Consider the following 22,892-nt stretch of genomic DNA (forward strand, 5'->3'; position numbering starts at 1 on the left):
AATTTGAGCAGGAAGGACATATATTTTTTGAAAATGATCAATCATAACGTTAGGATGTGATGAGGATGGAATTTTCACTTTGCAGTTATGATGGAGCTCTTCCGGTGGAGATAACAATTGATGATGATAACGGAAGATATACCATTCGCAAGAGCGATCGAAGCGGTGAATATTTTAATAGCCCGCTTGAATTAATTGCCTGGATTAAAACACATTTTAACGAGGATGAATTTTGCCATCCACAGGAATTCAGAGGAATGCTGGCAAAATTAGCAGAATACGAAGTAAATGGACCATATTCTTAATCGTAAACATAGTGAAGCACCAGCTAATAGCTGATGCTTATTTTTATGAGTAAATTGGTCTGTTTACATGTGTGCCTATTTATACTTTAGACTTTTTTTCGTATAGTCTAAACTCATAGTCATAGGGATTTTTATCATCCCTAATCCCTTTTTCATTAGACACTAATTCCCATTCACTAGGATCAAATTCAGGAAAGAATGTATCTCCTGCAAATTCATGATGGATAAGTGTTATGTAGAGACGATCTGCAAATGGAAATGTCTCTTTGAATATTTCTGCTCCGCCAATCACAAAGATCTCATCATTTTTCCTTTGGCTATACTTAACAAAATCCTCAACCGTGTAAAACATCGTACAATTTTCACTCCGGTAATCAGCCTGGCGGGTAATTACGATATTCTCTCTGCCAGGAAGAACGCGTCCAATGGATTCATGCGTTTTTCTTCCCATCGCAATCGGGTGTCCCATCGTAATCCTCTTAAAAAATTTTAAATCCTCTGGTAAATGCCACGGCAATTGATTCTCTTTTCCAATCACCCTATTTTCATCCATTGCGACAATAAAGGAAATCATACACTGACCACTCCTTTTATGTGGGGATGTGGGTCATACCCTTCAAGTGTAAAGTCTTCATACTCAAACGAGTAGATATCTTTGACATGCGGATTAATTTTGAGAGTTGGCAATGCACGAGGCTCTCTACCCATTTGTAATCTTACTTGTTCAAGATGATTTTGATAAATATGAACATCCCCGAATGTATGGATAAACTCACCGGGTTCTAGGTCACAAACCTGAGCAATCATCATGGTTAAAAGCGCATAGGATGCAATGTTAAACGGGACGCCGAGAAAGACATCGGCAGAGCGTTGGTAGAGCTGACAGGACAACTTCCCGTCTGCCACATAAAATTGGAACATACAGTGGCACGGCGGCAGTGCCATGTTGTCAATTTCTGCTACGTTCCATGCATTTACTAGCAGCCTTCTTGAATTGGGATTCGTTTTGATTTGATGAATAAGATCGGTAATTTGATCAACGGTTTTACCATCTGCACCCGTCCATGAACGCCATTGGTGACCATAGACAGGACCCAGCTCGCCGTTTTCATCGGCCCACTCATTCCAAATACGGACGCCATTCTCCTGCAAATACCGAACATTCGTGTCGCCTTTTAAAAACCATAGCAGTTCATAAACAATGGATTTTAAATGCAACTTTTTCGTGGTCATCATCGGAAATCCTTCCGCTAAATTAAATCTCATTTGATACCCGAAGGTGCTAATGGTTCCAGTACCTGTTCGGTCGCCCTTCACGTTTCCATTTTCAAGGACATGCTGACATAAATCTAAATATTGCTTCACCTCGGACAACTCCCTTTTCTGCACATATTTATCTATTTTAACAATCAAGGGCAAATTAGTGAAGTGAGAGCTGTTTTAAAAATTGAAATGTTTTCGGTGCTTTCGTTCGTAATAGTTCTTTCGTATCATTATTTAAATAATACATAGCGAAGGTCTCTGCAAAATATTCTTCCGGATAGAGAAAATAACTGTTTCCTGGAAACAATTGTTCATGTTCCTTTTCCCAAATGCCGGTAAAGTCATTGGAACTACTGATCTCTTCAAACACATAACGGTCAATTGAATGGGCCAGTTCATGTAATTCTAAATTTACCGAGCTATGCCCATGACCTTTTTCACTAGCACCAATTTTAACCAATACCAGTTTAGAACCACCAATTCCAGGGACATTATCCCAGGTTACATTATTTGTATATCCTCTTGGGATCTTCCCTGCCAATTGACTTGCTGTGGGATTATCTGTAAGTTTCCCCGTAAAAAGTTTTACACTGATTCCGTGGTTTTTTATTTTTTCTAAAATCGAATAGGGTATCGAATCAATTCTGTTTATAATGCCCGCAGCTTCTTTCTGATCAAACGATTGCTTAGGTAAAACAATGATTTGATTCAACAGTGGTAACGAATGATCCACTTTAAGGGATTGGTAGAGTACAGAATTCCTAGAATAATCTCTAAGCAAAATACCATCAGAAGATGCTTGTGACGTAGTGATCGATGAAAGAAACAAAACAGCTATGAAAAAAGCCGCGACTGATTTACGCATCGTATCTTCCCCTAATAATTCAATATATTAATAGAATTATAACATGGGAACGAGCATGCTTGATTGGAATATAAAAGGGAAAAGTGGGGAATAAAGGGAAAAAGCTGCCAACAGGCAGCTTTCAACTTAATTTTATACTTCTAAACCATAGTTTCGACAAAGGGCTGCTAACCCACCTGCAAAACCACTGCCGATTGCATTAAATTTCCAATCACCATTATGGCGGTAGAGTTCACAGATAACAACCGCTGTTTCTACTGAAAAGTCTTCTCCAAGATCAAAGCGTAAGACCTCATTATTTGTTTCTTCGTTAACCAGGCGAACAAAGGCGTTGGAAACTTGGCCGAAATTCTGAAACCTTGCATCCGCATCATGAATCGTCACTGTAATAGCGATTCGATGGACATGAGATGGAACTTTACTAAAGTCAATTTTGATTTGCTCATCGTCGCCGTCACCTTCACCAGTTCGATTATCCCCTGTATGTTCGACTGAACCAGAAGGGTGAGCGAGATTATTGTAAAAAATAAAATCCGAATCGTTTATAACTCTGCCATTAGCGTCAGCTAAAAAAGCAGATGCATCCAAGTCAAAGTCATTTCCGCCATGATAACGATTCGTATCCCAGCCTAGACCAACAATGACTTTTGTTAACCCAGGATTTGTTTTGGTTAAATCAATCCTTTGCCCCTTTGCTAAGTTAATACCCAAACTGATCACCTCTATTTGAACTTTATTCTATTCTTAACTAAAGGAACGAACAACTTCACTCAGGCTCGCAGCATTGGTACCGCTGCCGATTGCGGCAAACTTCCATTCATTGCCATGGCGATAAATTTCTCCCGTCACAAGACATGTTAGCCCACTGTAATTGTCTGTAAGGTTATAGTGGAGTAACTCTTGATTATTCCCAGGATTTACAACCCGGATAAAAGCATTTTTAATCATCCCAAAATGTTGCTTTCTCTTGACGCAGTCATAAATGTTTACAACGAAAACAAGTTTCTGGATATTGGATGGAACTCTGCTTAAATCAATCATTACCTGCTCGTCATCGCCGTCTCCATCGCCCGTTAAATTATCTCCTGAGTGCTGTACACTGCCATCATTGCTTCGTAGGTTTCCAAAATAAATGACATCCTTATTGTTTTGAAGTTTGTCGTTTGCACCCAGCATAATAACNNAAACCGCCGCCGCCGCCGCTTTGGACTGGATCCCATCCTAACCCTACCATGATTTTTGATAATCCTGGATTACTTTTCGTTAAATCAACTCGTTGACCTTTTTGTAAATTAATAGCCAATTCAATCACTCCAATATGAAATTTAGTATAAATCAAAACAATATATGTTTAAGATTGTTTTAACTTTTTAAAGTTATCCTGCAACTGTTCTAAACGTTTTGTGCCTTCTACCCGCATCCGTTTATTTTCATCTTCAATAGCCTTTGTTTCCTGCATACCTTTAATAATAATATTCCATGATTCTTCGATCGTCTCGATTTTAATACTTGGACCGCCGGCAAGCCTAGCAATATCCGTGCTTTGCTGTGAAATGTTTTGTGCATTTTTAAGGAGCATTTCATTTGTCCTGCGGTCTAGTTCACTCATCGAATCAGCAACTAACTTTTGTCTTTTCGCTGCCATCGCTTGGATCAAACCGTTTTTAAAAATCGGAATGGTCGTCACAAAGGCCGAATTTATTTTTCCAATCAGTTTCGTATTTCCTCTTTGTAAAAGACGAATTTGCGGAGCAGTCTGTAGGGAGACCATTTTCGCCATTTCTAGATCATAGATGCGCTGTTCCAATAATTCGATAACATTTTTCAGCGAATCTAATTGCATAGAGGCCATTTGGTCACCAGCAGCAGTCCGGGCTTCAAGCTGTGGAAGTTGATTATTTTTTAAATCCTCCACTTTTAGTTCACCCGCAACAATATATTTTTCAAGGGTTAAATAGTATTGATAGTTTTGCTCATACATTTGTTCGAGCATATTGGTTGAATCAACCATTTCATGCTGATATTTTGATATTTCTATGTATACCTTATCAATTTCGGAGCCCATCGTTTGATACTTGCCAAACAACTTTTCAACCATCTTCTCACCCTTTTTAAAGAGCTTTCCGAAAAGTCCGCCTGAAGTTTTCTGGAAGTCCTTGGCATCAAATTTATCCATAATGCGGCCCAGTTGTTTAAGCAATTCACCTGAATCCTCTACTTTTGTTGTCCTCATATTATTTAAGATCTGGTCAGAAAAACGGGAAATTTGAACGGCAGGTTCCTTTCCAAACTCTAAAACTTGAATTTGGTCACGTTCATCAATTGTTCGGGCCAAATTTTGAATTTCTGGTTCCTTCCGTAGCGCAAGTTTAATGTCAGAGACTTTAGTTTCTGTCAGGATGTCATCTGCACCTGCTGGCGTTAAGCCGCTTGATGGATTTGGCATAAGAGTCACTTATTAATCTCCCCTTAAATTTTTTAAGATTCCTTGAAAAAGCCCTTTTTTAAAAATGGACGGTTCTTTAAATTCTAAATCAAAGACAACGTCTTCGAGCCAATGCATATCAAATAATCGTTCATCAAGAAAATTTTCAATATCATTATGACCAGGAGGATTATACACGATGATATCGATCCCAAATTGATTTAACAGTAACAAAAGTGCTGCATCTGACCTTGTAAGGATACCGGCTAATTCATTATTGAAAATGATTAATTTCGGTACATGCTGGGAATAGTCAAATCTCTCAATCAACTGAATAATCGGCTTTGGCATAAAAAATGCCTGAGTAAATAAATACATTTTTACGTCTTCTATCGTTTCCGTTGGTAAAGGCTTTAAACCAGGTTTTTCACATATTCTTCTTACCGCAGAGGCAATTCCTTTTTGCAAGCCAGAGGATAAAAAAGAATAAGGCCAATAATGTGCCTTCATTATGATTTCAGGGTTTACTAAACCATCCTTCCCTAGAGCATTGCGATAGTGAAAGCGGAAATCACTCGTACTTGCCATCGTAATTGGCAAACGCCTAATTAGTAAACTATGCTCAAATTCACTCAGCGATTGTAAACGATCCCAGTACTCTTTGCGATTCTTACTCACACCCTGAACTTTAGCAAAGATCGAAGGAATTTTGACTTGTCCATTCCCTACCTCAAAATCAGGCCGAACCATTGCCATTTCTTTCCCAAGAATAAAAAGTTCATCATAGGTGGTTTTTAAAGTAATAGAGGATGGCGTGTAATCCCGTAATTGCCATGGTTTATATAGGCCAGAACCCTCTTGGTTTAAAATGGTCTCAATTTCTTTTGAAGCTCTGTAGGCAACGGTTGCTTTACGAGTGCGCTTTGCCTTAGGAAACGGTTCTGCAGACATCCTATTGGGGAATTCATGAGAGAACGTTTTTTCAAGACTTATCCCCTCAAAAATATCCTTACCTTCTGGGTGAAAAATGACAATATCACAGCCAAGTTTCATTAAATAATATAAAAAATATTGATGACTTTTCTTAAAGTCGCCGTACCATAAAAATTTGGGCATTTCTTTTAGTGGATCAGCCTTTTCCAATACCGGCTCTAAATGATTAATGGACCATTTAACAATGTCTACAAGAACGCGCCTTAAATCTTGGTTTACTAAGCCGTCTTTTTCAACCTTTGCAAACAACTCTAATGTTGCGATCATTGCCTCTCTCAGTTTTCGATGGATAACAGGCACCTTTGATTTCAACAATAACTGTTCCCCTTCAAGGAAAGCTGTGAATCGGTTGATGGACAGTTTTTGTTCACGATTAATATTTATGACTTTTTGAATGGATTGAAAGTGATGGTTGTTAATCGTCTTATCAAGTGACTCTTCACTTATCAAATGAAGATTCCATTCTGGATTGTTCACATAATCAAAAAGTTGATTATAATAATCATCGTGGTCAATTGGTATTCCAAGGAACTTCCCAATGACTTGCCCAATCTGAATGGTTCCGTTTTCTTTTGAAAAATTTGGCCGTTCTGGTAATGGCTTTTTCAGCATAGTCTGCCAATTTTCATAAGATAAGGAAACAGGTTGGGTGGTCAACTGATTATATGATGGATTCATTCATAATCCCTTCCCTCTAGAAGCGAAAGCTTATTTTTGAAGCGTTTAGAAAATTATGTAAGGTTTCCATAACATCATATCACAGTTAGGTAATCGGTTCATTTGTTTATACGAATCTCCTTTAAAAATGTTTCATAGGAATGTCCTTTCCCTCATTTTTCACCTTTTCCCTTGTCCTTACATACTATTTGAGTACTCACACTAAAGTAGGTGACTCAAATGCGTTTTTTATATAAGCGGCCGCGGATGGAACAAATAGATGAGGAATTAAATACCGTTATGGATGTAATGGTTTCCGATGTCTTTGTTTACCTAGATTTATTTGTGTTCAGTTTAATCTTTACGTTTCTATTGTCTTCCGTCTGGCATTCATTAGCCTTGTCGATTCTCTTCTTCTTAGGAACATATAGTTTATTTTCTTGTGTTTACTTTTTCATTTTTACTCCGAAAAATGAAAGGGGTTAAACACTAAGACGAAGCAGGTGTAGAAAATGATGGATAATCTCCTCCCCTGCACCAACACCCTTATTTTTGGTAAGAGTATAGTTGCTGGTGCCTGACACTCTTGCAAGTTCACCATGGGCAGGGACAAAACGATAATGGCAGTTTTTCAGAAAGTCCCAATCTAGTACGGAGTCCCCCGCACCTGCCATTAGCTCCATTCCTTCTCGTTTTGAGATAAATTCAAGTGCGTCCCCTTTACTAATCGCTCGCGGGATAAAGTATAGTTTTCTCCCTTGAATGGAGATCCTCCATCCATTAAGAGCAGCCACATCATGAATCGCTCTGCGATCAGAAGCAGGTGGAAGACTGTTTAAAATGAAATAGAAAAATAAATTTTCCGCCTGCTTAATGTGCCCATCAAATTGTAAACCTTCCTTATTTAGCTTAATAAGCAGTTCCTCTTGGCTAACTGATTCTTCTTTCAAACGATAGATAATATGTGATGACCAATCTTCCACCAAGTTACCCTGATAAATAATATTGGCCCCATTTGAGGTGACCGCATATTTGATTGGAATATCTTCCTTAAAAATGGAAAATCGGTTAAATTGTTCGGTTGTCCTGGTGGTAACGGGAATAAATAAACTAGTCAAGGCTAACTCTTTTAATGCAAAATAGGATGATTCGGTCATATAGGCAACCCAGTTCTGTTCTCTTTTTTCAACCGGTTTAAGGACGAACTGAGCATCGATGCCCAGCTCTTCTATCGCCCTTTTCGAATAAACCAATGTACGGTCCAAGTCAGATGCAAAAATCATGCGTTACTCCCCTTAACCGATTTAATCAAGCCGCAGCACAAATACTTTAAATCCGGATACGGTACGACTTCTACCCCCTTCTCTTCTGCCAGCATAAGAATATGTTTGACAAATGGACTCGAAGGGTCGCGCATCAGTATCTTCCATGGAATCCTGCGAAGGAGCACTCTTGTTGTTTCGCCGACACCAGGTTTAATAAAATGGGTACTTTCAATTCCAAATTCAGTTTGAATTCGCTTGACGTCTTCCATTCCTAGGAATCCCGTTTCCAATCTTTCGTGAACCATTTTTCGGGCACTTTCTGCTGCTATTTGGGTAATGTTTTCAAATTCCTTACTAATCAAATCAATATATTCATTAGAAGCATCCATTGGAATTAATTCCTTATAAAACTTCGCTCCATGGAAATCATCCTTCCCGATATATTGAGCATTTAAAACCGTCCTGCTCACCAATCCAGAAACTGTTGAGTTCAGACATGCACTAGGGATTAAGAAATCTTCCCTTGTTCCAAACAAAGTAGTACAGTAGCCGGGATCTGCAAGCACTGCCAAGGTATCATCAAGCAATATTCCGTATTTTTTTTGATAGTCTTGGCAGGCTTTTGTTAATTCAAGCGAAATAGCCCCTTTTCCGGTCCAGCCATCCACAAATTGAATTTGAGCATTTGGGTGCTGACTTACTATATATTGAAGTGCATTTTCATCAATCCCTCTATCCCGGATGATAGAAACACTGTAATGCGGCAATAAAACTTGGTATTTCAGGTGAATATATCTTTTAATTAAAATCCCGACTGGTGTCCCCGCTCGTGCAAGAGAAACGAGAACCGTCTTTTCACCTTTAGCATGATAGATTCGTTCTGCCACGATCCCAATACATAAAGCCACTTTTTGTTTGTATTCCTTGAGGGTCGACCAGAATAAATCAACATACGCTTTTGGAGGCTGATACTCGATGGGTAAGGATTCACTATAATGAGCACCTGATTGAACCTTCATTTCTCGATTTTCGGTAGTATCCTCTAACACAATATCACTTAAATCCTTCAATAAGAGTTGAACATCCTCCGCTTTATAACTTCCGATTCTTGCAGGTTTATTGATTGTAAATGCCATCTTATTCACCTCGATTTTCAGAAAAAAAGACGAGCCTAATCATCTCTATTTGTAATTTTTCTAGTTCTTTCATGAGTGGTTCCAAACTCTCTAATTCTACTTTTCTTTCCAAGAAAATAAAGATTTCATCGTAAAAGCCAGACGGGATGTTGTATACAAAGTGTGTAACGGATACGTCTTCCGGATTTGGAAAAGTCAAACCGAACCTTGCCCCGTATCCCTCTTTGTTTTTGATGAAGATCGGACTGCGAGTCGTTGATTGATAATAAACATCTCTGCCCATTTCGGCAGCGAGTTTCATTGGAAGATACATAAACTCTCCCGTTCCAAGGCAAAGAGTCCTTTTTCCCGTTCTTTTCTGATTTAATATCGCTGCCGCAGCAGAGGCTTTCTGGTGAAGACAAACGTTCTCGGAACTATTTAGGCCAAATCGACCTGTTTCTTTTATAAATGCGTTCCTATTAATCAAGTTATTTACTGAAAAGGGAGTACTAGAAAAGAATGTTGATAAGTCTATCCATTCTACAGATGCTTCGACGCTCTCATTCCTTTCACTGGTTGCTGACCGGTTCTCTAGCTCACGAATCTGCTTCACCTGAACTGTTCCAGTTACCAGGCTGACTACATTGATTTTGATACAAAGCTCCTGTTCAAGCTGTTGAAATCTCTTTTGATCCACTTCTGAACGCCAATCCAAAATGGAGACAATGGTATAAACACGTCTTGGGAATTTACTTTGAATGGATTTGATAATATTTAAGGCCGTTTTTCCTGTGGTCAATTCATCATCAACAAGGATAATTTCTCGTTCATTTTGAATCATCTCCAAAGGAATGTAACAGCGATGTGATGTTGCATGTGAATGCTCTTCTTCAAAGGTAATTTCTGGTCTTACCTGGATGAGTTCTTCCCTAGTGGTGTGAAAATATTCGGCCGATTGAAAGCAATCAAAGAAAGTATGCCCAAGGGCTGTTGCCGTTTCAGCAAAGCCAATCACGACTGGACTTACAGATTCAGGAATAAAGGCCATACTTTGGTAAGAATCTCCTCTTCTATATGAGGTTAATAGTTTCTCCGTTTCTAAACAAGAGATTCCCTTAACCATTTCTAAATATCTCGCTCCTAATAGGGCCGCCGTCAATAGCCCTTTATTTGGATCAATGGGTAAGTGTTTACCGAGCACTTTACTAACGAATAGAAACGAGCGCTTCTTATTTATTCTAGCTGCCATCGTAAACAAATCTTCCAGAGGCAAATCATACGGATCTTCAGTTACTGCTATCTCTGTTTTTATCGCGTCTAGGATATTATACGTATACTTCTTTTTTGATAAGGTCAATGGTAGTGAATTCTTCATGCAGCACCCCGTACAACTGTGATTTTAAGATGGTTTTCTTCGCCCAATAATAATGAGGTTTTATTTCGTTCATTTTATTTGCAAACTTACTTTTCATGACGCCAATTTCCCCTGTTGCTGCTTTTATGATAGTGCTTGCATCGATGAACTCTTCGTAGGAAACCACATTGAGGGCTTGAACAACTTTGATATGTGAAGGATGGATAATTGTTTTTCCCGTTAATCCGTTTGCGATATCCATGAGGATTTCTTGGATTAAACCATCCATATGTTCATCGATTAATTTTGCACGCATTTTCAGCCCTTCGTCACCGTACCGCTCACGAAACGGGGTTCGCCTTAGTTGTGGCTTCAGCATTCTTTTCTTCGTAGAAAAATACTCCCAAACTGGTCCAGAAACAACGTAAGGGCTATCAAAACGTTGAAAGACATTAATAATATCAGAAATACAATCTCTCAAAACTGCTATATCATATACCGTGGTATCCGCACTGCGGCGTATTCCATATAATCCACAAAAATCAGTGGCCCCGACCCTGACATTTAGAATATTATCCCTGTAGCGATCTAAAAGAGCTTTTATACTCGTTAATTCTTCCATTCTCGTTTCTTTTTGAATGACCTTCGCTGTCTCCAAGATGGGCATTGCATAAAAGGGATGCTGCTCAGTATGGATCCGGCGCACCTCCATTAATAGTTCTTCACCTGTTTCAGAGCTGAATTTAGGAAGGACCACTCCGGTAAGCAATTTTATCGCATCTGCTAATTGTTCTGTTACCCGTTTAAACTGCTCTAGGTTTCGAATGCGGATAAACATCAGAGGGAGATCCGTATAGCTTAGAAACCCCTTATTCAATTCACCATTTAACTTTACCAATTCATTGATGAGCTTTGCTTCCGCATCTGTCACCTCGTTATCACCAACCGCATCTTCTAGGTCGATGACAATAGAAGTTAATCCTTCATGCTTCTTGGAGAGAATTTCTTGATGAATATTCGGGCGTGTCGCTGGCATATAAAGGGTAGCGCCTAAACCATAAGATAAAAGGTCACGGTTTGAATATTTCGAAAATGTCTGCGGTTTTTGAAAGAAGAAGCGTTTAATTTCATCTTGGTAAAAATATGTAAAAAACTCCATAACCTATTTCACCTCTTTTAAAGCTAAAAAATAGAGGAGACGGACTCTCGTCAGCTCCCCTTTTAGTCTGCAATTATGATTGGTTTCCTTTGCTGGCTTCCTTTTTCTTATTCATAAAGTGAACAATAAAGGTAGCTCCAAATGTTACGGCTAGAATGATAAAGAAATGTAATGATTCAATATGGATGTTGAATAACGGTAAGGTTAGAGCCATCTTAATAGAAATAATCAGGATTAAGATATAAGCGGTGGTTTCAAGTTCTGGGATTCTGTCAATTAATGTTAAGAATACGCCAGCCACGCCTCGCATCATTAACACCCCAAGGATTCCACCCACAAATAATATCCAAACTTGATTGCTTACTCCGAATGCAGCAAGAACGCTATCGACCGAGAAAGCAATATCCATTAACTCAACGGCAGCTACTGTTCCCCAGAAGGTACCAAATAAGCGAATTAGCAAGCCGCCTTGGTTAATTCCTTCTGCTTCCTCATCCTGGTCGTGACCAGTATCCCCTTTACGCTTATCGATGAAATACTTAATCGCTAACCAAGCAAGATACGCGGCCCCAAAGGCTTTAATGACCCAAAACTTGATTAAGTAAACTCCAATTCCAATCGCGATAAATCGGAATATATATGCACCTAATAAACCATAGAATAAAGCTCTTTTCCGCTTTTCAGGCGGCAAGTGTTTAACCATTACGGCCAAAACAAGCGCGTTATCCGCAGAAAGTAAACCTTCTAAAATAATAAGAGTCCCAATAAGTCCCCAGCTAACCGGATCTGCTAATATCTTACCCCACATATTAAGATCAAAAAATTGTGCATATGTGTCTAAGATATGATTAATAACTGACATTTAAAAAAATTCCTCCCAGATTAGAAAAGCGAAAGCGCCTTGCTTAGGGGCGACAAGCATAAGACTAGCCGGCAGGAAGGTTGTTCTTTAACCTTCATGACGGATTGGCTGTAGACCATAGAGCCCCTAGGCGCTGTAGCTAGACAGTTTATAAACAAATTTTTTTAAAAAGACCCAGCATCAGACTGGATCTTTTACATTTAACAATTAACCAATTTGTAAGCCGAAGTCGGTGGCAAGTGCAGCTAAACCGCCTTGATAACCGCTGCCAATGGCACTGAATTTCCATTCTCCATTGTGGCGGTATAATTCCCCAACAACTATAGCTGTTTCAATCGAGAAGTCTTCGCCTAAATCATAGCGAATTAATTCTTCACCGTTCGCCTCATTGTAAATTCGTGCATAAGCATTTGAAACTTGACCAAAGTTTTGATTTCTGCTATCTGCATCATGAATTGTAATAGTAAAAGCAATCCGCTGAATATTAGCAGGAATTGTTGTAAGATTTACTTTCACACCTTCGTCATCACCATCGCCAGCTCCTGTGCGATTATCACCAGTATGTACAACAGCACCATTTGCCCCTTGAGGATTATTATAGAAAATAAAGTCAGTTTCATTCGTTACTTTGCCATTTTCTCCTAATAAGAAAACAGATGAATCTAAATCAAAATCATTACCGCCATCATATTTGTTCGTGTCCCATCCAAGTCCAACCACAACATTTGTTAATCCTGGATTTGTTTTTGTTAAATCCACTTTTTGACCTTTTGATAAACTTACTGCCATTTTTCATTCCTCCATTTTAGGTAATAGTCTATTTACGAGTGTGTCATAAAAAGGTTTCATTTATTATAATAAATTTTTTTTGTGCCCTTTAGCAAATCACTCTAACTCATCCATTTGGGTGGTGTATTTTTGGCCCAATAAATGGAACCTAATTCATGGTGGCTCTGGAATTCATCATGATAGGTGTGATAATGAAAATTAAACCAATAGCCTGCTTGCGGTGGATTATCTCGTCTTACATGAAAACGAAGGACATCCTGCCCGGTACCCTGATTGGTAATATTAAATATTTTTTCAGAAAGCCCCGCGCTAGGATGCTCCGAAATAGTGAGATTTTTTAAATCATCTTCCGGAAATTGAACAGACATTTCCTCAAGAGCTTTTTCGATGTTCGGCAAAATAACTTCCCTGAATTCATTTTCGATGACAGGTTTGATTTTAGTCCCAAATTTCTGATAGGACTGAAATTCTGCCTGTATCAATAGTTCTTCTATAAACTTGTCTTTATCAAACTCCATTTCTTCCTTAATGGTGTTTGATTGTCCAAAGGCGATTTCTTTCGATGGCGCTTCAAATGCATCACGATCAGTGCGATTATCTGCGTTTACTTGGTCTATTAAATGTGTTGGCGTAACGAGACCAAAAGATAAGACAGAAACTAGTACAAATAACGTTTTACGAAGCCAATTGTTCATTTTTACGTCACCTATTCTTTTTCTATTTTCTATTATTCTCTGAAATTAGATATTATACTTCTTTTTTCATGTTATTGGAAAATTTTTCGAATTACGAACCAATAAAAAAAAGGATGTCAGCTGACATCCTAATTAACAATGGGCTTCGAAAGCCCCTAGTAAATTATGCATTACGGATTCCATTGGCATTCCTTCAATATCATGTCTTGGAATGAAATGAACCACTTTTTTATCCTTTAATAATGCCATTGATGGTGATGATGGTTCAATTCCTTCAAAATACTCCCGCATTTTTGCGGTTGCTTCTTTATCCTGCCCAGCAAAAACAGTTACGATTTGGCCTGGCTTTTTCTCACTATTGAGTACAGCTTGCGTTGCAGCAGGACGAGCTAATCCAGCTGCGCATCCGCACACGGAATTTACGACTACAAGTGTTGTTCCACTTACATTTTCCATAAATTGTTCTACTTCTTGTGCTGTTGAGAGCTCTTCAAAGCCTGCTCGTGTTAATTCTTCACGCATCGGTAAAACCATTTGTCTCATATATTCTTCATATGCATTTGACAATTTAAATCACTCCGTTTCGATTCATCCACTTTAGAATACCTAATCTATTACCTATTTGCAATTAATCCGTCGTCTTCCTGGCTTCGGTCATTTGCTTCCAAACAGAACCTTTTGCTTCAGTGCCGCCTTCAATTCTTTCAATGGCCATTTTTACTTGCAAACTAACCTCAAATTCCGAATCATTTTCAGCAGCTTTTAACGCCGGAAGGGCCTTTTCATCGCCTGCCTCGTATAAAAACATAGCTGCCCGCCAGCGAACTAACTTGCTCTTATCCTGTAATGCGTTCATCATTTCGTCAGCTGCTTCTGGAAACCCTAAATCTGATAGACAATCTCCTGCTGTCCTTCTAACGGTCACTGTTTTATCCTTCAAAGCCTTATATAGTAACGGCAGAACTTCCTTCTCCTTGATCATCCCGAGGTACACAGTGGCAAGCCTCCGAATCGAAGCCCTTTCATCGGATAAAGCTTTTTCAAGGACAGGTAAATCAGATAGTTCTGGGTCATCCATTTGTTCAAGGACCTGATAGCGAATCTGCCAATCGGGATTCTGTAAATCTTCCATGGACACTTTTTTGCGAGTCTGACTAAATTTTTGTTCGGGTACAATATCCGCAGATTGAGCTTTTCTAACCAATTCTTCGAGTCGTTCTTGTGGAAAGGCAGCGATCAGTTCATCGACAACTTCCTGGCCAATCTGATCAAAATCCCCGTAACGGACGCCTTGATTTTGCCATTTTCTGAGTAAAAGGTAGTGATCATCAGGAAGCTGTGCCCGTTCTCGAGCCTTTAAGAAGTTTTCGGGCATTCCGTACCGTTTTTCAGTAGAACCATCAGTAAGTTTTACTTGGAGCGGTATATCTTTAAAGATTTGGATTTCAACCTTAATCTCACCAAAATGCTCATCGATGGGCTTGACTAGGGAAGCCTCGTCCGTTTTTTCTCCAAATGCCTGGCGTACTTGCGGCAGTAATACCTTCCAATCATATTTTGCATTCCGTTCAACAGCAAGAAAATCTGCAACATGATAGACACCTTTAATGCCTTCAATTTGAAGGATTGCTTGAATAACAGCCGGTGCATCAGCAGATGTTTCTTTCTTATAATTATGGCTTCTCCCCATTGGAAGTTCTTCATCTAGATTAATTTTCATTGTATTTGGGCTTGGCGTTGGTTCAATCGCCTTAATTTTCAACAAAATCACCTAATTCTTAAGAATTCTTTTTTTAGTTTATCATATTGGATAAGTTTCAATCACCGGAAATGCTTGATGAAAAAAGAGTGCGTCAATTGACGCACTCTTATTCCTTTTCAGCAAGCTCTGCAAGGTATGACCAGCGCTCGATTAAATACTCAAGTTTTTCATTTAATTCTGTTTCCTGCTTCATCAAATCCTGCGCTTTGGTAAAATCACTGCCTGTCTTTGCCATTTCGGAAGCTATTTCTTCCAATCGGGTTTCTGTCTTTTCAATGTCCTCATCGATAGATTCCCATTCTTTTTTCTCTGCATAGGTCATTCTTTTCTTTTTTTCTTTCTCTATTGTTTTGGTTGGTTTAGACGTAACTGTGACGGTTCTTTGTGCTTCTAGGGCTGATTCTTTTTCAAGATACTCTGTATAATTACCATAGAAAGAATCGATTGCCCCTTCTCCTTGTAGAACAAGAAGCTCTTCAGCCACTTTATCTAAGAAATAACGGTCATGGGAAACAGTAATCACCACTCCTGGAAAATCCTCTAAATAATCTTCAAGAACGGTCAATGTCTGTGTATCAAGATCGTTGGTTGGTTCGTCCAACAAGAGCACATTTGGTGCTGTCATCAAAATTTTCAACAAGTATAAACGTCTTTTTTCTCCGCCTGATAGCTTTCGAATTGGTGTACCGTGCGTAAATGGTGGAAATAAAAAGCGTTCGAGCATTTGCGCAGCTGAAATTGTTTTTCCATCAGATGTGTTTACAACCTCAGCAGTCTCCTTAATGTATTCAATCATCCGCTTATTTTCATCCATATCTTCGCTTTCCTGGGTATAATAAGCGATTTTTACTGTTTGCCCCATGATGAACTCACCCTCATCAAGCGGGATTTGTTTGGCAAGGATATTTAACAGGGTCGATTTCCCTGTCCCATTTTTCCCTATAATCCCAATTCGATCACCGGGCTTCACAAGCAAATCAAAGTGATTTAAGATCGATTTTGCTCCGAAACGCTTGGAAGCATCCTTCAGTTCAAATACCTGCTTGCCAAGCCGACTCCCATTTAAGGTGATATCCAGTTTTTCAGAGGTTGCCTTCCCAGTAGAGACCTTGTCATCAAGCTCTTCAAATCGTTGAATTCTAGCCTTTTGTTTGGTTGTTCTTGCTTTCGCACCGCGCCTGATCCACTCCAGTTCTCTTCTGAAAAGATTTTTCCTTTTTTCAAAAGTGGCAGCCTCATTCTCTTCACGAATGGCTTTTGCTTCTAAGAAGGCCGCATAATTGCCTTTGTAGCTGTATATCTGCCCACCATCGAGTTCAAACATTCGATTGGCTACTCGGTCAAGAAAGTAGCGGTCATGGGTCACAAGCAAAATCGAGCCACTGTATCTACTTAAGTAATCTTCCAACCATTTGACGGAATCGAAATCAAGATGATTGGTTGGTTCATCTAAAATAAGTAAATCTGGTTCGGCGATCAACACTTGTGCTAAAGCGACACGCTTCTTCTGCCCACCGGACATCTCACCAATTCTTTTTGTAAAATCTTCTATACCTAATTTCATTAAAATTGATTTGGCATTTGTGCTTGCATCCCAAGCATTTAGTGCATCCATTTGCTTTTGCATACGAAAAAGCTCATCTTGGACTTTTGTGTCATCAGGGGACATTGAAAGGTCCAATAATGTTTTTTCGTAGGAACGCATTAGTTTTAAAATGGGCGCGTCGCCATGAAAGACTTGTTCTAGGACTGTTTTATCCCCATCTAATTCTGGCTGCTGGTTTAAAAATGCGATTGAATAGTCTTTACTCGTGATAATTTTCCCTTCGTCCGGTGTGTCGAGACCAGCAATTATTTTTAATAGGGATGATTTCCCGGTCCCATTGATGCCGATTAACCCGACACGCTCTTTTTCTCCAATCGTGAAGGAAATGGAGTTAAAGAGTTGTTTTTCCCCATATGTTTTCGAAACATTTTCAACTGTGAGCATTTTCATTCTTGTCCATCCCATTCTTGGTAAAATTGTTCTAGAAATGTCTCCATCATTAGTTGACGGCTTTCTGCCATTTTTAGAGCAGTCTCTGTATTTAGCAAGTCTTTCAATTTAAGGAGTTTTTCATAGAAATGATGAATGCTTGTTGATTTACCCTTTCGATACTCTTCTATTGACATTTCATTTCTTACTTTAATGCTTGGGTCGTAGATTGGCTGCCCTTTTTTGCCGCCATAAGCAAATGCCCTCGCAATTCCGATTGCACCAATTGCATCTAAACGGTCTGCATCCTGAACAATTTTCGCTTCTATCGTTGTAAGATTCGTATGTTGTCCACCTTTAAAGGAAATCGTTGCGATAATTTGTTTAATATGTTTTTGATCGTTATCTGTCAGCGGTAAGGTTCTTAGAAACAATTTTAGCTTTTCTTCCCCTTTTTCGCTGCTTTCATTAAGCTTTTCATCTGATATGTCATGGAGAAGGGCCGCCATTTCAATAATGAACGGATCTCCCGCTTTTTCTTTCTTGCATATATGTAGGGCATTTAATCGGACACGATCAACATGGAACCAATCATGGCCAGTAGCATCTTCCCCTAATTCGTTACGGACATATATTTTCGTTTGTTCTATTATCTGATTTTTCATTTTTCCCCACACCCACTTTCACCTTTGCTATTTTATCATGAAAAACCAATAAAAAATAACCCCGAATTCTCGGGATTATTTTTTATTGACCTGACTTCCGCTTTTTTTCTGGCTTTGTGACTTGCTATTACCCATTTGAAACTCGCTGCCAAGTTCAATATCATTTCTTTTGTCTTGTTTTTCAATTTGCTCTCTCGTTTGGTTGGGGTTTTGCCTTCCTTGCTTACTCATCACACATCTCCCTCTCTGCTAAAATTAATAGCCATATTAGTATGCACAAAGGGAGAAAAAGTTATTTCAGCCCATTATGCCAGCTTATGCCGAGAGTATTTTCACCTGCATGAACTCCAATTACTGCTCCCAATGGGCAGCAGATAATTTCTAATTGTGGAAATTCCTTTCTTAATTCATCCTTCCAAATAGCGGCAGTTTCCTCATGCAACCCATATAAAATGTATACTTCTTTAAAGTGGTGCTGCTCATAAGATGAGTGTAAATATTCCAATATTCTCTCTTTCGCTCTTTTCTCACTTCGTACTTTTTCTTTTACACTTAATGCCCCGTCAACAATTGATATAATGGGTTTCACATTAAGCATACTGCCAAGAAAGAATTGTACACCAGACATCCTCCCGCTTCGGTGAAGTTGCTCTAAACTGCCGATAAGCACATATGTCTCGTTTGTTTTTTTCAACTTTTCAAGTTGATTGATAACCGATTCAATACTTGCACCAGCCTCTAGTAATGCTATTCCATCTTTAAGTAACGCCGTCATCGGATAGGTAAGAATATTGGAATCAAACGTGATAACCGGAATATCAACTAGTTTGGCAGCCTGCTCACTTGAAGACACAGTACCACTTAATTTTCCTGATAAAAGAACAGCCACCACTTGGTCGTATTCCTTTGATAGTTGTTCGTATAATGCTTGAAATGCTCCAATGGATGGTTGTGATGTTTTGGGCGGTGTTTTTAGCTGCTTTAATCGCTCGAATAATTGTGCAGAGGATAAGTCCACCCCATCTGAAAATTCATCACCATCAAGTAGAACCGTTAGCGGAATGGTATATAAATCAGGATGATTTCTTAATTCTTCGTCTAAATAGGCGGTACTGTCTGTGACCCAAGCGGTTTTGACCAATGCCCTCTCCCCTTAACCTTAATATTTAACAAGTATGTAAAATAATCGTACATAAAAATTAGAATATTGTAAATATTTTAGGGATGCTAACAAAACCAGCTCTCGCTGAAAAAGCTGGTTTGGTGGTTTTGTTAAATTAGTTAATTTCGACGTTAAGTTTTTTAAGTGTCGTGATAATAAACTCCGTCATTTCTACTAAATCATCCATTTGGTCTTCTCGAATTAACCGATCAAATTCAATCCTGATGAAATGATCATGCTTTTTATCGATATGGAGCGGGTTATACTGAATAATTTGAGTAATTTTTCTCGCGGATCCCCAAACATCCAGGAGAGTGGCTTCCATTGCTTGAAAGTCGATTTCTTTGTCGTCATGTTCCGTAAAAAATTGCAGGCTCAACTGACATCCTGCCTTCTGCTCTGAAAGTAAAGCGGGCAATAGTTCAGCAGCTAGATTACCGAGATTTGATACCATCTCGATTTTCGCAGTAAAGCCTTTAGTAGGCAATTGAAAAGAAACGTCAAATTTCCGAGACATTTTCGCCATGTTAATGGAATCATTTCGATCGGTAATAACAATATCACCACTAATATCTAGATCATATAATGCTCCTTCAATCACTACTTTCATATTATCGAAGGCTGTAGGATCAAACATTTACCATCTACTCTCCTCTTAGAAAAGCCCTAATGCATTTCCGTTTTCATCCACATCCATATTTAAGGCTGATGGCTTTTTCGGCAATCCTGGCATCGTCATTACATCACCTGTTAAGGCGACAATAAAACCTGCGCCAATAGATGGTTTAAATTCCCTAATAGTTACACTAAATTCCGCTGGCCGTCCTAACTTAGAGGGGTCATCAGACAAGGAATACTGGGATTTCGCCATACAAACGGCCAAATTAGACCAACCAAACTTTTCAAATTCTAGCAATTGTTTTTTTGCTTTCGATGAAAATTCTACATCTCTTCCACCATAAACCATTTGCACAATCGTTCTAACTTTCTTGTCAATCGAGTCAGATAAGTCGTATAAAGGCTTAAAGTTGTTTTCCTTCTTTTCCATCACGGCTAACAGTATGTTAGCTAGATCGATGCCGCCTGCTCCCCCTTTTTCCCACACTTCTGTTATGGCAACGGGCACATTTTCTCGTTGACACCATTCTAGCAATGTGGCCGCCTCAAGTTCTGTATCGGTGATGAATTTGTTAATCGCAACCACCACTGGTAATCCAAAGCTCTGGATTGTCTCGATGTGTTTCTTCAGATTGGCAAAGCCAAGGGTTAGGGATGGAATATTCTCATGCGCTAACTCACTTTTCGCTACACCGCCATGCATTTTTAACGCACGAATTGTTGCAACAACCACCACTGCTTCCGGTTGAATACCTGCACTTCTTGATTTAATATGTAAAAACTTTTCTGCACCCAAATCAGCACCAAAACCTGCTTCTGTAATAACATAATCAGCTAACTTGGCCGCTGTTGTGGTGGCGATTACGCTATTACATCCATGGGCAATATTTGCAAACGGTCCTCCATGAATAAGTGCTGGTGTATGTTCAATGGTTTGAACAAGGTTTGGTTTAATCGCATCCCTTAACAGCAGCGTTAATGCACCCTCCACTCCTAGTTCACCAACCGTAACCGGCTCTTTCTCATAATTATAAGCTACGACCATCCGTGATAAACGTAATTTTAAATCTTGTAAATCAGTTGCTAAGCATAAAACTGCCATAATTTCCGATGCTACAGTAATATCAAAGCCATCTTCGCGCGGCACCCCTTGTAGTGGACCGCCAAGGCCTATAATTACTTTTCTTAAGGCACGGTCATTTAAATCGACCGCCCGTTTCCAGACAATTCTTCGTTGATCGATGTTAAGCTCGTTTCCCTGTTGGAGATGATTATCGATTAATGCTGCGAGGGCATTGTTTGCAGTCGTAATCGCGTGAATATCTCCAGTAAAGTGTAGGTTGATGTCCTCCATCGGCAGTACTTGTGAGTACCCTCCGCCAGTCGCCCCGCCTTTAATCCCCATTGTTGGTCCTAGTGAGGGCTCACGGAGGGCAATCATTGTTTTTTTGCCTATCTGGTTGAAAGCATCGGCCAGGCCAACGGTTACAGTTGATTTTCCCTCACCTGCTGGTGTTGGATTTATGGAAGTAACCAGGATAATCTTCCCATTTTCCTTTGTTTTGAGTTTAGCTAAAGCATCACTTGAAATTTTTGCTTTGTATTTTCCAAAAAGCTCTAAATCATCCTCAACCAAACCAATTTTTTCGGCGATTTCAACAATTGGCCTCATTGATGATTCTTGTGCAATTTCAATGTCTGATTTCACTGTTGTTTTTAATACCACCTTTATCCCCCGCATTCAGTATTTAGAATTGGACCTACGCTATTATTGTATCAAATAAGCGCTTTCGATCCGATATGTATATTTGAATAAATTATTATCTTTTCTGAACTTCCAATAATGTTTATAATATTATTATTAAATATTTCAAATATTCATTGACTTATGATGTTGGTAGTTATATTAATGGATGTAGTATTTTGAAAAATGTCTTAAATTAAACCTGATAAAGGGGATGGTCACTTGCCAATTAACATTCCAAAACTCCTTCCTGCAAGGGAAATTCTTGAAACAGAAAATATTTTCATCATGGACAATGAACGAGCGACTGCTCAGGACATCCGTCCATTAAATATCCTTATTTTGAATTTAATGCCTGAAAAAGAGAAAGCAGAAACACAACTTTTACGTTTATTGGGAAACTCGCCATTACAAGTAAATGTTAACTTTCTAAAAACAAATTCCTATGAATCGACCCATACGAGCAAACAGCATCTCGAACAGTTTTACACTACCTTTTCCCAAGTGAGAAACCTGAAGTTTGATGGGATGATTATTACTGGTGCACCTGTGGAGCTTTTGGAATTTGATCAAGTAAAATATTGGGCGGAGTTAACAGAAATTATGGACTGGGCAAATGAAAATGTTACTTCGACATTACATATTTGCTGGGGAGCCCAGGCTGCACTTCATTATCATTATGGAATTGGTAAATTTGAGTTACAGAGAAAATGCTCCGGCATTTATGCCCACCGGATTTTCGAACAAAACGATATTTTACTTCGTGGTTTTGATGACCAATTTTATGCTCCTCATTCTCGTTATACAGATATATCCATTGAAGCTATTAAGAAACATCAAGAATTAAAATTACTAGCGGCTTCTGAGGATGCAGGTGCATTATTGATTGCATCACGAGACAGAAAGCATGTAATGGTAACCGGACATTTGGAATATGAATCAGATTCGCTAGCACAGGAATATGAAAGGGATTTGAATAAGGGGCTTGAAATCCATATTCCAGAGAACTATTTTCCAAACAATGACCCAACCCAACCGCCAATAAACCGCTGGCGTTCCCATGGCCACTTATTCTTTTCAAACTGGCTCAATTATTATGTCTACCAAGAAACTCCATTTTATTGGGGTTAACAGAAAGCATCGGACACCTTCCGATGCTTTTTTTATGGATTTGCTCGTTTATTATTTGTAAAAATAGAAAGAATAGAGGAAAAAG

Annotated in this window: 24 protein-coding genes and 1 pseudogene; 3 read left to right on the plus strand and 22 right to left on the minus strand. The window is 39.0% G+C overall.

What is annotated here, in order from left to right:
* Positions 1-65: 65 nt before the first annotated feature.
* Positions 66-305, plus strand: coding sequence for a hypothetical protein (locus V7137_RS07840; protein WP_335697568.1), 240 nt, complete (start codon positions 66-68; stop codon positions 303-305).
* Between the two features lie 79 nt (positions 306-384).
* On the opposite strand, the gene V7137_RS07845 is transcribed toward V7137_RS07840, so the two are convergent.
* From V7137_RS07845 to V7137_RS07875, 7 genes and pseudogenes are all read right to left on the minus strand, one after another.
* Positions 385-879, minus strand: coding sequence for a dihydrofolate reductase (locus V7137_RS07845; RefSeq protein WP_335697569.1), 495 nt, complete (start codon positions 877-879; stop codon positions 385-387).
* Entirely contained in the window at positions 876-1,670 is a 795-nt protein-coding gene (locus tag V7137_RS07850; protein WP_335697570.1) for a thymidylate synthase, read from the minus strand. The genes V7137_RS07845 and V7137_RS07850 overlap by 4 nt, the downstream gene beginning before the upstream one ends.
* A gap of 55 nt (positions 1,671-1,725) precedes the next feature.
* The gene (locus V7137_RS07855) at positions 1,726-2,433 is read right to left on the minus strand and encodes an anthrax toxin lethal factor-related metalloendopeptidase (protein ID WP_335697571.1); all 708 of its coding nucleotides are present in this window, start codon (positions 2,431-2,433) and stop codon (positions 1,726-1,728) included.
* Positions 2,434-2,565: 132 nt separating this feature from the next.
* Complete coding sequence (locus V7137_RS07860) at positions 2,566-3,144, minus strand: TerD family protein (RefSeq protein ID WP_335697572.1); 579 nt, start codon at positions 3,142-3,144, stop codon at positions 2,566-2,568.
* A 33-nt stretch (positions 3,145-3,177) separates the two neighbouring features.
* Positions 3,178-3,736, minus strand: a pseudogene (locus V7137_RS07865) (TerD family protein).
* A 48-nt stretch (positions 3,737-3,784) separates the two neighbouring features.
* Positions 3,785-4,879 (minus strand): toxic anion resistance protein, encoded by a 1,095-nt coding sequence (locus tag V7137_RS07870; protein ID WP_335697625.1) that lies wholly within the window; start codon positions 4,877-4,879, stop codon positions 3,785-3,787.
* Positions 4,880-4,891: 12 nt separating this feature from the next.
* On the minus strand, positions 4,892-6,529 hold the full coding sequence (locus tag V7137_RS07875) for a YceG family protein (protein ID WP_335697573.1): 1,638 nt from the start codon (positions 6,527-6,529) through the stop codon (positions 4,892-4,894).
* Positions 6,530-6,748: 219 nt separating this feature from the next.
* Here V7137_RS07875 and V7137_RS07880 point away from each other — a divergent pair, with 219 nt between their 5' ends.
* Positions 6,749-6,994, plus strand: a complete 246-nt coding sequence (locus tag V7137_RS07880; RefSeq protein WP_335697574.1) for a hypothetical protein — start codon at positions 6,749-6,751, stop codon at positions 6,992-6,994.
* Here V7137_RS07880 and V7137_RS07885 read toward each other — a convergent pair.
* From V7137_RS07885 to V7137_RS07955, 15 genes are all read right to left on the minus strand, one after another.
* Positions 6,991-7,791, minus strand: a complete 801-nt coding sequence (locus tag V7137_RS07885; RefSeq protein WP_335697575.1) for a hypothetical protein — start codon at positions 7,789-7,791, stop codon at positions 6,991-6,993. The genes V7137_RS07880 and V7137_RS07885 overlap by 4 nt on opposite strands.
* The gene (locus tag V7137_RS07890; protein WP_335697576.1) at positions 7,788-8,909 is read right to left on the minus strand and encodes a cysteine protease StiP family protein; all 1,122 of its coding nucleotides are present in this window, start codon (positions 8,907-8,909) and stop codon (positions 7,788-7,790) included. Before V7137_RS07890 ends, V7137_RS07885 begins: the two co-directional genes overlap by 4 nt.
* 1 nt (position 8,910) lies before the next feature.
* A complete protein-coding gene (locus V7137_RS07895) occupies positions 8,911-10,266 on the minus strand; it encodes a phosphoribosyltransferase family protein (protein WP_335697577.1) in 1,356 nt (451 codons plus the stop codon).
* Positions 10,217-11,404, minus strand: a complete 1,188-nt coding sequence (locus V7137_RS07900) for an HpcH/HpaI aldolase/citrate lyase family protein (protein WP_335697578.1) — start codon at positions 11,402-11,404, stop codon at positions 10,217-10,219. Before V7137_RS07900 ends, V7137_RS07895 begins: the two co-directional genes overlap by 50 nt.
* Positions 11,405-11,477: 73 nt before the next feature.
* Positions 11,478-12,266 (minus strand): TerC family protein, encoded by a 789-nt coding sequence (locus V7137_RS07905; RefSeq protein ID WP_335697579.1) that lies wholly within the window; start codon positions 12,264-12,266, stop codon positions 11,478-11,480.
* Positions 12,267-12,473: 207 nt separating this feature from the next.
* The gene (locus tag V7137_RS07910; RefSeq protein ID WP_026563843.1) at positions 12,474-13,055 is read right to left on the minus strand and encodes a TerD family protein; all 582 of its coding nucleotides are present in this window, start codon (positions 13,053-13,055) and stop codon (positions 12,474-12,476) included.
* Between the two features lie 101 nt (positions 13,056-13,156).
* Positions 13,157-13,750 (minus strand): YpjP family protein, encoded by a 594-nt coding sequence (locus V7137_RS07915; RefSeq protein ID WP_335697580.1) that lies wholly within the window; start codon positions 13,748-13,750, stop codon positions 13,157-13,159.
* Between the two features lie 132 nt (positions 13,751-13,882).
* Complete coding sequence (locus V7137_RS07920) at positions 13,883-14,317, minus strand: BrxA/BrxB family bacilliredoxin (RefSeq protein WP_335697581.1); 435 nt, start codon at positions 14,315-14,317, stop codon at positions 13,883-13,885.
* Between the two features lie 61 nt (positions 14,318-14,378).
* Positions 14,379-15,512, minus strand: a complete 1,134-nt coding sequence (locus V7137_RS07925; RefSeq protein WP_335697582.1) for a conserved virulence factor C family protein — start codon at positions 15,510-15,512, stop codon at positions 14,379-14,381.
* Positions 15,513-15,618: 106 nt separating this feature from the next.
* Complete coding sequence (locus V7137_RS07930; RefSeq protein ID WP_335697583.1) at positions 15,619-17,508, minus strand: ABC-F family ATP-binding cassette domain-containing protein; 1,890 nt, start codon at positions 17,506-17,508, stop codon at positions 15,619-15,621.
* Positions 17,505-18,152 (minus strand): HD domain-containing protein, encoded by a 648-nt coding sequence (locus V7137_RS07935; RefSeq protein ID WP_335697584.1) that lies wholly within the window; start codon positions 18,150-18,152, stop codon positions 17,505-17,507. Before V7137_RS07935 ends, V7137_RS07930 begins: the two co-directional genes overlap by 4 nt.
* A 75-nt stretch (positions 18,153-18,227) precedes the next feature.
* On the minus strand, positions 18,228-18,383 hold the full coding sequence (locus tag V7137_RS07940; protein WP_335697585.1) for a hypothetical protein: 156 nt from the start codon (positions 18,381-18,383) through the stop codon (positions 18,228-18,230).
* A 61-nt stretch (positions 18,384-18,444) separates the two neighbouring features.
* Positions 18,445-19,293, minus strand: a complete 849-nt coding sequence (locus V7137_RS07945) for a DegV family protein (RefSeq protein ID WP_335697586.1) — start codon at positions 19,291-19,293, stop codon at positions 18,445-18,447.
* 136 nt (positions 19,294-19,429) lie between these two features.
* Positions 19,430-19,951 (minus strand): hypothetical protein, encoded by a 522-nt coding sequence (locus V7137_RS07950; RefSeq protein WP_335697587.1) that lies wholly within the window; start codon positions 19,949-19,951, stop codon positions 19,430-19,432.
* A gap of 18 nt (positions 19,952-19,969) precedes the next feature.
* Entirely contained in the window at positions 19,970-21,658 is a 1,689-nt protein-coding gene (locus V7137_RS07955) for a formate--tetrahydrofolate ligase (RefSeq protein ID WP_335697588.1), read from the minus strand.
* A 240-nt stretch (positions 21,659-21,898) separates the two neighbouring features.
* Between V7137_RS07955 and metA the strand changes: the two genes are divergently transcribed.
* Positions 21,899-22,807: a homoserine O-acetyltransferase MetA gene (gene metA, locus V7137_RS07960; RefSeq protein WP_335697589.1), complete on the plus strand. Its 909-nt coding sequence runs from the start codon at positions 21,899-21,901 to the stop codon at positions 22,805-22,807.
* Positions 22,808-22,892: the final 85 nt, after the last annotated feature.

It is taken from the genome of Neobacillus drentensis (genome assembly GCF_036962765.1).
GTDB lineage: Bacteria > Bacillota > Bacilli > Bacillales > Cytobacillaceae > Neobacillus > Neobacillus drentensis_C.